Here is a 12,598-nt window from a genome sequence, read left to right as displayed (position 1 = left end):
ATGCAAAAAATAATAGTTACCGGAAGTAGTGGAATGGTAGGGTTGTATCTAGTTCTCGTTTTGCAAAAATATTATGATGTTTATCCTTTTTCTCATCAACAGCTCGATATCACTGATAAAAAAAAATTAAAAAGCATCTTTGAGAAAGTTCGTCCATCTGTGGTAATTCATTTAGCGGCTCTTACTAATGTTGATTTATGTCAGGAACAAGAAAATAAAGCCTATGCAATTAATACTGAAGGCACTGATAATATAGTTTGTTGCTGCGAAACATTTGGAAGTACTTTAGTTTATCTTAGTACAGGTATGGTTTTTGATGGAAAAAAAACCTTACCTTATTCTGAAAATGACAGTGTGGCAGTGGCTGTTAACACATATGGCCAATCTAAATTGTTTGGAGAACAGAATATTCAAAAGAAACTAAGTAACTTTTATATCTTACGTACAACATGGTTATTTGGTGGAGGGAAAAAAGACAAAAAATTTGTTGGTAAAATGATCGAACTTGGGCAAAAATACGATAGCGTTTCTGTTGTCAATGACACTTGGGGAACGCCGACTTATACATATGATCTTAGCCTAGCTATATGTGAAATATGTCGGAAATCTCCTGCATATGGAATTTATCACTTAGCCAACGGTGGAGTATGTAACCGCGTGTCTTTTGCCGAAAAGATATTTTCTTATGCAAAGATTACTTGTCGCGTAGAAGGGGTTAGTTCCGAGACATTTCCAACTTTAGCCCCTCGCCCTATTAATGAAAGTATTACAAGTTCTAAATTTCACAAAGTCTATAAAATGAGAACTTGGGAAAAAGCACTTTATCATTATATCACAAGCGAATTATAAAGGTTTACCATGCAAATACCAATACTTTATCACGATGAATCAATTATTGTAGTTTCAAAACCTCCCAAATTATTAGTGCATAGAACAGAGTTAGCAAACGATAGTGTTTTTTTGTTGCAAACTTTGTCGCAGCAAGTAGACAAATATCTTTACCCTATTCATCGTATAGATCGCGCTGCTTCAGGAGCAATAGCTTTTGCACTAACGTCAGAAGATGCGAAGCTATTGCAAGAGTCTTTACAGTCTATAACAACAAGAAAAGAATATATTGCGTTTGTGCGCGGCTCTACGCCCGAAGAATGGACAATGGAACGCGAGTTAACAAACGATAAAGGTACAAAACAACAAGCGTGTACTCATTTTCGTAAAATAAGTGAGTTTTTTCGTTGTTCGTTGGTGGCAGCGCGTATATCGACAGGCCGCAAACATCAAATTCGTAGACATCTTGCGCGCAGTGCTCATCAAATAGTTGGTGACACGAGTTATGGAAAAGGAAAAATAAATCGCTTTTTTCGCGCAGAATATGGACTTCCACGTTTGTGCTTGCATGCCAAGTGGTTGGAATTCAAGCATCCAAGATCAGAAAAAATTGTCAAAATAGATGCTCCTCTTGCTGATGATTTTCGCTCATTTTTACTACGATTGCCAGAGTGTGATCATAAGATTATTGATAGTTTATAAGGTTATTAAAATGTCGGAAGAGTATAGTGAAGAAATGCACTGTATGTTTAAAGAAGCGGCAGAGTATTTAGAAATTTCATTAGAAGATCTTCAAAAATTGGTTGCCGAAGGAGAAATTCGTGCTTTTTACAATGGAAATGTGTATCACTGCGTAGATCCTTCTACTGTTGTAATCGAGAAAGTGATGTTTCGGCGAAGTGATGTTCGTTATGTTAGTGAGGCGGGAGAGACGTGGCCCTACACCATTTATTCCAAAAGACCCAAGCGTTATTCTGCAAAGAGAGGGCAGAAACAAACAGTTGCTGCTCATGCAGCTTACTCTGGCTGTACTTTTTATTTAGACGAAAACCGTTATTACGATGTTCAAAATACAAGTTTCAATAATTGTAGTTTTCGTGGTAATGTAAAATTTCGCGGATTGTATTGTTGTGAATTTTACAATTGTGGATTTAATGGAAAAGTGAGTCTTTACGCCGTTCAGCATTATCGTCATTTTGCGCATGAAGAACAATCTTATATTCCAATAGATTACGTTTACAATCTTTCTTTTATTGATGTATTAGAAATAGAAGCTTGTGTTGAAGAAGAACTACAAATGGATGGAATAGAAAAACTGCAAAAATTATCGGTTTTAAGAATAAAAGGCGGAAATATAAGAGTAATGCCATCAAATATAGGAGAATTACAAAAGCTTTCTGTACTTGATTTTTCTAATAATCATCTTTTTGAGTTAGGCCCTGAAATAGGAAAGTGTCATAACTTATCGGTGCTTGATTTATCGAATAATTACCTTGAAGATTTACCGGTTGAACTTCACCAATTATCAAAACTTTCTCTTTTAAACCTTATAGGCAATCCAATAAAAAAAATACCTAACAAGGTAGCGAATATGAAAGGCCTTTCAATATTACATGAAAAGCCTTTTTGATAATCGAAATTAGATTGGTTGATATTTACTTTAGTAGGTAGCAAGGTCTTTAAAAGCGTAAAGTTGCATTTTGCAAAAAAGTACAAAGCTAATTTTAAAAAGATAAACAATGTATTTATATTGTTTATTTTTCTCTAGAATTTTTACCAACGCGAGCAATATAAGTTTCGCTGCGTTTCAAACCTTTTTTCTCACCAAAATACTCTGTATTGTAGTGTACTCCATTTGTAGAAGTTTGTGTTGACCAGTACTGCAAACCAGTAATATTTCCTTTTGAGTCGCGTAACCAACTAATAAAAACAACTGAATGCCCAGAGCCGCTATGGCGCCAAAGTTGTACAAAGTCGCCTGCTTTTGCATCGCTAAAAGTCACCTTTTTACCCAATTTATTTGTTTCAAGAGCGTTTAATAGGGTTTTGCGATTTCCGTCGCTCCCAAACCATTGCCCGCGAAATTTTTTGAGTTTTGCGCTGTCGAAGTCTTTAATGCTAAATTCCCAGCCATTATCAACACAATATTTTTTATAGGCAATAAAAAATACTTCAAATGTAAGTCCGCAACAATAACAGCGCTTTTTACTGTCGCCTTTTGAGAATAATTTACCTTGATAATAAAGGTCAGCAGTATTGCCTGCCCATCCACCGCTTTTAGGCCAATGATATGTATGAGTACCATCTGTAGCAAAGTTTTTAAGAGCATCTATCACATAGGTGTTAAAATCTTCACTCGGAATCTTATCTTGTGCAAAAACACTAACAAAAAAAATAAAAATAATTGCTATTTGTCGCATATTTTTTCCTTTATAAAACGTGACTAGAAAATTGATGCTTGCCGTTAAATTCGAGCTGTAACTTGTCTTTAGAATTGAGAGCAGCAACACCTGACGGGGTTCCTGTAAGAATAACATCTCCAGGAAGAAGTGTAAAATATTTGCAAATGTAGCTTATGAGTTCTACAATACCATACATCATCATCTTGCTGTTACCTTGTTGACGCACTTGATCATTTACAGTTAGAGAAAAAGATATATTATTGAGATCGGTGAACTCGCTTTTGCAAATAAAAGGAGAAATCGGACAAGATTTATCGAAGGCTTTCGCCATTTCCCAAGGATGACCACTTTCCTTAAGTTGACGTTGCAAATCGCGTAATGTCAAGTCTAGTGCTAATCCATAGCCTGCAATTTTTGATTCTATATTTTGTTCATTAATTCCTATTTTTTCAGCAATAAGAACAGCAATTTCCACCTCGTGATGACATTCTTTTGCATGTAAAGGCAGAGAAATAGGTTCAGAGAGAGCAACGAAAGAAGTAGATGGCTTCATAAAAATAATTGGAGCTTTGGGAATAGGGTTATTTAATTCTTTAATGTGTTCTAAATAATTGCGACCAACACATACGATTTTTCCCACAGGCTCTATTAAGTTATGTTTATACATTTTACTACTCGCTAATCAAAAAAACTTTTTGAGACTCACTTAGGGCGTGTCGACATTTGTCTTTCCAATAAATTGAGTAATTTCAAAAAATCTAATGTCGGTACACCCTAACAAAATGTCAACCCATATTACCATATTTATAACTACATGGAAAGGTGGCAAAAATGGAAAGATTCACTAAAAAGATTTGGTGGATACTTTGTTTGGTTTTATTGTTGGGAGTAATTGGGGATTTCCCAACTACTTTTACTGAATTACAAGCACAAGAAACCCACGGAGAACATAAAGAACACGATTCTCATGCAGGTGGGCACGGTGACGAAATTGCGCCTATTTACTTATTGATATTTGGTTTGATATTCGGAGCAGTTCTTGGACGATTTATCGCTAAAATGTTCAATCAACCAGCTGTACTTGGTGAGCTTCTTATTGGTTTGGTAATTGGTACTTTTGTATACCAATCTTATCAGCCAGTCATGGTTGTTATGCGTCACAATGATAAAGTGGAGCGCATATTAGGACATACCATTCGCTCGAATATGGACTTGCAAGACGCTATCAAAAAAGAAATTCCAGAAAAAGATATGCAGGAAGGTAAATATGGTTTTGTCTTAGCTAAAATTTTGCAACGCGATAGTTTTGACAAATATTTACAAATGGTTATTGCCTTAAAGATATTTTCAGCATTAGGAGTTATTTTACTACTATTTATGGTAGGTCTGGAGTGCAATTTTAAAGAAATGATGGAGGTAGGATCCTCATCATTTTGGTCGGCAATTGTCGGTATTGTTCTCCCGTTTATACTTGGTTTTTACGTGACGCAGTTTTTAGCCCCAGGAATGGACCAAAATGTTTACATTTTCATTGGGGCAACGCTGTGTGCCACAAGTATTGGTATCACAGCGCGCGTATTCAAAGACATGAATAAACTAAATATACCTGAAGCGAAGGTAGTGATGGGGGCAGCAGTGATTGATGATATTCTTGGGCTCATCATTCTTGCCGTTGTTACTGGTATTATCACTACTGGACACATAGATTTTACTAATGTGTCGTTCATTATCTTAAAGGCGTTACTTTTTTTATTCGTGGCAATATTTGTTATCGGTAAATTTTTAAGTAAATATACTTATCATGTTATTCTTCTCGATAGAGCAAATGCAAAACTCCTATTTACGATATCGCTAATGTTGTTGTTTGCATGGGCAAGTGATGCTCTTGGTTTAGCATCTATTGTCGGAGCATTTGCAGCGGGTTTAATTCTCGAAGACAAATTTTTCAAGGATGTGCGTCGCGAACAATACGATAGCATTGAAAGTGCCATTGGCCCTATTGAAAGTCTATTTGCACCTATGTTTTTCGTAATGATGGGAATGTTGGTTGATGTAACAACGTTTTTAGATCCAGAAGTTATTAAGATTTCTTTAGCACTTACAGTTGCTGCCATTATTGGTAAAATTGTTGCTGGTTGGGCAGTGAAAAAAGAACTAGATAGTTTAGTTGTGGGAATCGGTCTTATTCCACGTGGAGAAGTAGGCCTTATTTTTGCAAGTATAGGTAAAACTACTGGAGTTTTAGACGAAGGAATGTTTTCAGCAGTGATCGTGGTTGTTATGCTGACTACTTTTGTCGCGCCTCCGGCATTAAAATGGGCTATTGATCGCATTTCTTCTACAGAAGAAAAGCAAGAAATTAAAAAAGAAGAAAAGCAAGAAGTTAAAAAAGAAGAAGAGCCAGAAAAAGAAGAACAGCGAAAAAAAGCTTCTAAAGAAAGTGCTCCGAAAAAATCTTCTAAAAAGAAGAAAAAAAAGAAAAAGAAAAAAAAGTGAGAAACTATGTCTAAAACAGCGCTTATTACAGGTGCATCTAGTGGTATCGGTTACGAATTTTCAAAAATCTTGTATGAAGAAGGTTACAAAGTTATCCTTGTCGCACGCAACAAACAAAAGCTAGATTTACTTGCCAAAAAACTTGGTCAAGCGCAAGTAATAGAAAAAGATCTCTCTAGTATTGATGCTGCACAGCAGATATTTGAACAAATAGACGATCCCATTGATGTACTAATTAACAATGCTGGATTTGGCCATCACGGAGCATTTGCAAATGCTCCGTGGAAAAAATTACAACAAATGGTCCAAGTGAATATTACCTCACTTACAGAACTAACGCATTTATACTTGCCACAGATGCTTAAAAGAAAAAGTGGAAAAATAGTGCATGTTGCTTCTACAGCGGCTTTTCAACCTGGACCGCTTATGGCGGTATATTATGCCACAAAAGCTTATGTTCTTCATTTATCAGAAGCGTTAACTAGAGAAACAAAAGGGACAGGTGTTACTATAACAGCATTGTGTCCGGGTCCTACAGCTTCAAAATTTCAACTAGTAGCTGATATTAAAGATCCTAAGTTGATAGAGGGAAAAAATCTTCCCTCTTCTAAAGAAGTAGCTTTGTATGGATATCAATCGATGATTAAAGGCAAGACTGTAGCTATTCCTGGATGGAAAAATCGTCTACTCTCATCATCGTATCGCTTTTTGCCGCGAAAGACAATAGCAACAATTATTGGCAAAATACAAACGGCGCGTCTTTGAAATGAAATCGTTTGTACTCTAAATCTAATTATACATCATTTAGATTTAGAGTGCTTATAAATAGATGGCTTTGTTTTCCACAATAAAGCCATAGCAAAATTTAAATAGGAAACAAAATGATTTTACAAAAATTTTCATGGAGTGTAGTTCTTTGTATCTTTATCTGCTCGTGCTCTACTCCTGGTAAGGTTTTCGAAACGCAAGTTGTTGAGAGCCAGCCAATATATGAAAGTGAAAAAGAGCTAGATTATGTAACAGAAGGTGATGTGGCGTACGAAGATTTTTTAAGTGATATGCCTGTTTATGAAGTAAATATGTTAAAAAATAACCCTATTGAAGGTATTCAAATATGGGATCCTTTAGAAACTGTCAATCGCGCACTTTTCAAAGGAAATGATTTTGTTATTCGTTGGGTCGTAACACCTCTCGGAACGGTTTACGGGTATATTGTTCCAAGAGTAATACAGAAACGAATATCTAATGTCGCTGATAATATTAATATGCCAACTAAACTGGTGAACAATTTACTGCAATTTAAATTTGTTCACGCTTCCTCCGTTGTTAGTCGCTTTTTGTTAAATTCGACAATTGGTGTGGCAGGAATATTTGACTTTGCGGATTATACAGGAGTAGGGTTTCTCAAAAAGCCGCCTGTCCAAGGACTTGGAAAAACACTTGCTCATTGGGGGTTGCCACCAGGACCATTTTTAATGCTTCCTTTACTAGGTCCGTCGGATGTAAGAGGAGGCGTTGGGCTCATTGGCGACAATGTTACTAACGTTTTTACTTACTATCTTCCAGAAGTAGGGTGGGTTCTACGAGCTAATGACATCTTTTACCTAACAGTTCCGCTGTATTATACAGCTACAGATGGCGCTGCAGACCCTTATACTAATCTTCGTGATTTATCAAGTTTACAAGTACGTGGTGCTGTAGAAATAGAAGAGCATACACCAGAGCAGGAAGCTAAAAAAGTAATTCGTCCGCAAGACGCTGGGATTTTAGAAACCTTAGGTTTTCTAAAGTATGAAGCAACGCGCGATTTCGAATTTGCAGGGAAAGCAATCAAAGGTGGATTGCGATTTTCTGATCAAGAGCAAGATATCAATTATAATGTATGGATGCAAGAAAATGAAGCGCCTTTGGCATTTGTTATTCCTGGTTTTGGCGGTGACTATGACTCTGGTTTTTGTACTAAAACAGCCCAGGATTTCTACGAAAAAGGTTTTTCTGTCGTAACTATGAGTAGTATTTTTAGTGTAAATTTTGCTCAAGGATTCAAAAACAATAGTAAACCTGGTATTATCGCTCGTGATACTGAGCACATATACACAATGTTAGAAACGATTTTACGAACCTTACGTAAAGAGTATCCACAAAAAATCACTCAAATTACTCTTGTTGGGTATTCTATGGGAGGATTTTATACCGCCTTCATTGCAGCGAAAGAAGAAAAACTGCGCAATCCTATTTTTGATAATTATGTTAGTGTGCATAGCCCTGGAAATTTAACCTACGCGATGAGTCTAATCGACCGTTTCACTTATGATAGCTATCAAGATTTAAGCAAAGAAGAGCGCACATCTAGACAATTAAAAAGCATTGGTTCGATTGTCGAGCGAATTTCTGGAGGACCGAACCCATGGAATACGCCGTATCAATTAACAGGAGAAGATGCACGCTTTTTAGTTGGTTTCAGTTATATTCGTAGTTTACTTGTGTGGACAGAAGGACTTCCTATTGCTAGTTTTTCGAGTTATTGTCGCAATTTAATTATACCGTCATATCAAAAAAGAGTTGGTCTGTCTGACAGTAATATAGTCGAAGCTTTTGGTTATAATAATAGTTACTGGAAGATTAAAAATACGCTTAAAAACAACCACAAGCTACATTTATTTGTAAACAAAAACGATCCTTTAGTTGATAAACAATCATTGCTACTCATTAAAAAACTAGTTCCTGAAAATCGATTGTCTTTGTCTAATAGAGGTGGACATTTGGGTAATTTGCTACAGATTCAAGAGAAAGTTATACGCGCAGCTAAGCGTCCGAGAGTAAAATTACGATAAAAACTTTAGATAATAGTTGACTTTCTTAGTCATTTTATTTTTATTGGTACAAAGGAAATAGTCTTTTCAACTTCTCAAACAAAGACTACTTCTTTAGCAAAAGATCTCTTTCTTTGGCTGAAGGAAGGCAGCCTTGGATATTCCAAAAGAAAATAAATATGTCATATTATATAACAGAACCATGCGTTGGTGTATGTGACACAGCCTGCGTTGCCGTTTGTCCAGTCGACTGCATTTATACTGCAGAACAGTACGATATCGAGAGCGAAGAAGACAAAGAAAAAATGCGCGAAGATAAAGACATGCTATATATTAATCCCGATGAATGTATCGACTGCGGAGCATGCGAGCCAGAGTGTCCAGTTAACGCTATCTATCATGAAGATGAAATGCCAGAGGGACAAGAGTCTTATGTCCAAAAAAACAAAGATCGCTTTGACCTCTAATTTATTTAGGCTGTAACTACGCAGCCTAAATTACTTTTCATCCGTTATAATATGTTTTGGGTACCCAAAAGAAAATAAATATGTCTTATTATATAACAGAACCATGTGTTGGTGTATGCGACACAGCCTGCGTTAACGTTTGTCCAGTTGACTGTATTTATACTGCAGAAGAGTATGACATCGAGAGTGATGAAGACAAAGAAAAAATGCGCGAAGTAAATGAAATGCTATATATAAATCCCGATGAATGTATTGACTGTGCGGCATGTGAGCCAGAGTGTCCAGTTAACGCAATCTACCATGAAGATGAAATGCCTGAAGGGCAAGAATCTTACGTCCAAAAAAACAAAGATCGTTTTGACCTCTAATTTGTTTAGGCTGTGATTGTGCAGCCTAAATAATAACAAACCAAATTTAAAATCAAACCAATAGCAAAGAATTAGCGAGAAACACCCAGTTATCGGGTGCATCAAGGTCATTATAAAAATAAAACTTATTTGCAATATAATCAAATAACTCTAAAGGATAAGGCGTAAAAACAATTAGGATAATCGCTGTTATTCCAACAATTTGGAGTGTGCAACCGATTCTTACTAGATATTTAATTTTCATTAAAATTCACGAATTTCATCAAACCACTGCATCGCTTCTGCTACATCAATTTGAAAACTAGGAACACCTATCAATTGTTCTATAGATATTGCAATATCTTCTCTCTCTACAGTCTCGATATTTTCAAAACGATTAAAAATGTCGACATATTCACTCATTATTTTTTTGATTTCTTTTTGAGTCTTTGCTTTCTTGAGTTTTTTAACAGTGGCTTTGTATGATTTTATTGCTGTTTTAGCATTTTTTCCTTTCCAACCGCAAAAAGGTATTCCATACTCCGTAGTAAACCATATTGAATCTCTTAGTTGAGATACAGATGAGTACTTCATAAATTCGCGCTCTTTGACTAGTTTTTTCAATTCTGCTCTGATACGTTTTCCTGAAATAGCTTCTACATTCCAAGCGATAAAGGATTTTAAATTTTTCCATTCTTGTAAAGGTGGAAGATTTTCTAAATTTGGAACAAATCTTAATCCTAAAGAATCTAGTTTTCCAAGCTTTCTTAAACAATCTATATTTTCCAAATTCCCTGATAGATTTAAATGCGTGAGGTTTTTGAATTGAAGTAGACTTCTACAATCAAATGGTTGTCCCACAGGTTTTACTGTAATATCTAAAGATGTCAAATTTTTTAGTGTTTTTAATGTCGGTAATTTATGTGCCGTAGGTTCTTCTTTTGATGTTATAGGGTAAAGTGTTAAACTTGGTGTTTTTTTAGTAGAAATTACATGTACATTTTCAATATCACCATCAATAACTAACGTCTTTATCTTCTCACCCAAAGTAATTTCTATTTTATTTGTTCCTGGCTTTATAGAAAGTGAACTTATTTGAGCATTGGAACAATCTACCGAAAGAGATTTTAGTGGATGCCAGTAGAAGGTTTCAATTTTTCTTGCCAAAGACCATTCAATGAAACCACAATCATTGCCATAATAATAAAAAAAACGAGGCCAAGGACTACCAGCAGGGGTGGAAAATTGCTCAAAGGCTTTCCAATTGAGAGGAAGTTTTTCATCTACTAAAATATCAAATTTCTTGGCGTTCATGGCCATTGTTCCAATAGAAAAACTTCCTTGCCCAGGAGAAATATTGATAGAATGGCTTTTTTCCCCTGTTAAGGATATTATGGCTTTTTTGGCGTTCATTTTTTATCTCGATTAAATAAGAAAATCGTACAAATTAAATAACAATAGTACTCACAACGAACAAAACTACTGCAAATATCGCAGATACTAGAAAACTAAGGATCGCTTTTTTTACATAATTATATTTGCGACTAGAAACTAAATATTCTCGATGTAAAAGAGCAGCATACTCTTTCATAATTTCTTCGGTATCTGTTTCTAAGAATTTTTCTGAATAGCGATCCGAATCTTCTGGTTTAGGGTAATTTTGTTGCACAGCTGCAATATTAAATAGTGCTGATATTTCGCCGCGGCGGTGAGGTCGCGGATAAATGACTAATGCTGAGAAAATAAGAGAAGATAGAGCTACAAGTAGATAAATAATGTAAAGAGTAAGCATGAATCCAAAAGAATAGCTCGATAAGGTTTTTAATAGTTTTCCTAGTGGGACAATAAATCCTATTAATAGACCATTAATCGTCAAAATTGCAGCAGCTTTAGTATCGGCAAAGATTATCCAATTTTGATTAAATTGGAAAGATTGTAGTAGTATTTTGGTTTTTTCTGCCATTAGATTTTTCCTGATAAATGGAGTTTAAGGAAAAGAAATATTATCTTTCTGCGACGCCCTGACCTCACTTATGTCCCTTTTGTAAAAAAACAAAGTGGTTGTGAGTTTTTGTCATGATGGTGAATATGAAATAAAGCGCTTCTTCATAGAGGTAAGAAATCGGAGGATGAAACTCGACTATTGTTGACTTGCGTTTCCTTAAGTCAACAATAGTCGAGTTTCTCTATGCTATAGTGATTGAGTCATCTAAATAAACGTCTTGAATAGCGTTTAAGATCTCTATTCCTTCTGCCAAAGGTCTTTGGAATGCTTTGCGGCCGCAAATAAGTCCCATTCCTCCTGCTCTTTTGTTGACGACAGCTGTTTCTACTGCTTGGATCAGGTCATTGTCACCTGAAGCTCCACCAGAGTTAATTAAGCCAGCTCTTCCCATATAACAATTCGCTACTTGGTAACGGGTAAGATCTATAGGGTGATCTGTTGATAGTTTTTCGTAGACATTTTTATGGGTTTTTCCGAAATTAACTGCGTTATATCCACCATTATTTTCTGGTAGTTTTTGCTTTATAATGTCAGCTTGTATAGTGACACCCAAATGGTTTGCTTGACCTGTAAGGTCAGCCGAAAGATGATAATCAACGCCGTCTTTTTTAAACGCCGAATTTCGCGTGTAGCACCACAAAATGGTGAGTAGTCCCTTTTTGTGTGCATAGGCAAAAGCTTTCGATACTTCTTGGATTTGCCGCGACGATTCTGGGGCTCCGAAATAAATTGTAGCTCCAATTCCAACAGCTCCCATGTCATAAGCTTGGTCTATATTTGCAAATAATATTTGGTCGTGTGTATTTGGATAGCTAATGAGCTCGTTGTGGTTGATTTTAAGGATAAAAGGAATTTTGTGTGCATATTTTCGCGAAACAGCACCAAGAACTCCTAGTGTAGAAGCCACACCATTGCACCCACCTTCAATAGCCAGTTTTACAATATTTTCTGGATCGAAATAACGTGGGTTTGGAGCAAATGATGCCCCAGCAGAGTGTTCTATTCCTTGGTCAACTGGCAAAATAGAGAGATAACCAGTGTCAGCTAGTCGACCACTAGAAAACAGTGCTTGTAGGTTACGCAACACCGGTACAGAACGATCAGAAGGACCGAATATTCGATCTACAAAATCACCGCCTGGAAGATGTAACTGTTCTTTGGTGATCCCTTGGCAAGTGTGCGACAATAAGTAGTCGCCTTTTTCTCCGAGAAGAGACTGAATTTTTCCCATTATTTTTTC

General features: G+C 36.1%; 13 protein-coding genes. 8 read left to right on the top strand and 5 right to left on the bottom strand.

Going from position 1 to position 12,598, the window contains the following annotated elements:
* The 3 genes from rfbD to UABHE_RS11905 are packed head-to-tail and all read left to right on the top strand — an operon-like array spanning position 1 to position 2,458.
* Positions 1-849 (top strand): dTDP-4-dehydrorhamnose reductase, encoded by an 849-nt coding sequence (gene rfbD / locus UABHE_RS11915; protein ID WP_372370515.1) that lies wholly within the window; start codon positions 1-3, stop codon positions 847-849.
* Between the two features lie 9 nt (positions 850-858).
* Positions 859-1,530: a pseudouridine synthase gene (locus tag UABHE_RS11910; RefSeq protein ID WP_372370514.1), complete on the top strand. Its 672-nt coding sequence runs from the start codon at positions 859-861 to the stop codon at positions 1,528-1,530.
* A gap of 10 nt (positions 1,531-1,540) precedes the next feature.
* Positions 1,541-2,458, top strand: a complete 918-nt coding sequence (locus tag UABHE_RS11905) for a hypothetical protein (RefSeq protein WP_372370513.1) — start codon at positions 1,541-1,543, stop codon at positions 2,456-2,458.
* Positions 2,459-2,582: 124 nt separating this feature from the next.
* On the opposite strand, the gene UABHE_RS11900 is transcribed toward UABHE_RS11905, so the two are convergent.
* Together UABHE_RS11900 and UABHE_RS11895 are read right to left on the bottom strand one after the other, a co-directional pair.
* Positions 2,583-3,248 (bottom strand): hypothetical protein, encoded by a 666-nt coding sequence (locus tag UABHE_RS11900; protein WP_372370512.1) that lies wholly within the window; start codon positions 3,246-3,248, stop codon positions 2,583-2,585.
* 10 nt (positions 3,249-3,258) lie between these two features.
* Positions 3,259-3,897, bottom strand: a complete 639-nt coding sequence (locus UABHE_RS11895; protein ID WP_372370511.1) for a fumarylacetoacetate hydrolase family protein — start codon at positions 3,895-3,897, stop codon at positions 3,259-3,261.
* A 164-nt stretch (positions 3,898-4,061) separates the two neighbouring features.
* On the opposite strand from UABHE_RS11895, the gene UABHE_RS11890 reads away from it, so the two are divergent.
* The 5 genes from UABHE_RS11890 to UABHE_RS11870 all read left to right on the top strand — a co-directional run bounded on the left by UABHE_RS11890 (position 4,062) and on the right by UABHE_RS11870 (position 9,374).
* Positions 4,062-5,726: a cation:proton antiporter gene (locus UABHE_RS11890; RefSeq protein ID WP_372370510.1), complete on the top strand. Its 1,665-nt coding sequence runs from the start codon at positions 4,062-4,064 to the stop codon at positions 5,724-5,726.
* Positions 5,727-5,732: 6 nt separating this feature from the next.
* On the top strand, positions 5,733-6,491 hold the full coding sequence (locus tag UABHE_RS11885; protein ID WP_372370509.1) for an SDR family NAD(P)-dependent oxidoreductase: 759 nt from the start codon (positions 5,733-5,735) through the stop codon (positions 6,489-6,491).
* A 116-nt stretch (positions 6,492-6,607) separates the two neighbouring features.
* A complete protein-coding gene (locus tag UABHE_RS11880; protein WP_372370508.1) occupies positions 6,608-8,560 on the top strand; it encodes an alpha/beta fold hydrolase in 1,953 nt (650 codons plus the stop codon).
* A gap of 158 nt (positions 8,561-8,718) precedes the next feature.
* Entirely contained in the window at positions 8,719-9,006 is a 288-nt protein-coding gene (locus UABHE_RS11875) for a ferredoxin family protein (protein ID WP_372370507.1), read from the top strand.
* A gap of 80 nt (positions 9,007-9,086) precedes the next feature.
* Positions 9,087-9,374, top strand: a complete 288-nt coding sequence (locus UABHE_RS11870) for a ferredoxin family protein (RefSeq protein ID WP_372370506.1) — start codon at positions 9,087-9,089, stop codon at positions 9,372-9,374.
* A gap of 243 nt (positions 9,375-9,617) precedes the next feature.
* Here the strand turns inward: UABHE_RS11870 and UABHE_RS11865 are convergent, their stop codons facing one another.
* From UABHE_RS11865 to UABHE_RS11855, 3 genes are all read right to left on the bottom strand, one after another.
* A complete protein-coding gene (locus UABHE_RS11865) occupies positions 9,618-10,766 on the bottom strand; it encodes a hypothetical protein (protein ID WP_372370505.1) in 1,149 nt (382 codons plus the stop codon).
* 34 nt (positions 10,767-10,800) lie between these two features.
* Entirely contained in the window at positions 10,801-11,316 is a 516-nt protein-coding gene (locus UABHE_RS11860) for a hypothetical protein (protein WP_372370504.1), read from the bottom strand.
* Positions 11,317-11,539: 223 nt separating this feature from the next.
* Positions 11,540-12,589 carry a class I fructose-bisphosphate aldolase gene (locus UABHE_RS11855; protein ID WP_372370503.1) on the bottom strand — a complete coding sequence of 350 codons (1,050 nt, stop codon included), beginning with the start codon at positions 12,587-12,589 and terminating at the stop codon, positions 11,540-11,542.
* Between the last annotated feature and the right edge of the window lie 9 nt (positions 12,590-12,598).

The sequence above is a fragment of the Candidatus Uabimicrobium helgolandensis genome (assembly GCF_041508025.1).
In the GTDB taxonomy this organism is placed as follows: Bacteria; Planctomycetota; Uabimicrobiia; order Uabimicrobiales; family Uabimicrobiaceae; genus Uabimicrobium; species Uabimicrobium helgolandensis.
This window is presented reverse-complemented; position numbering and strand designations above follow the sequence as displayed.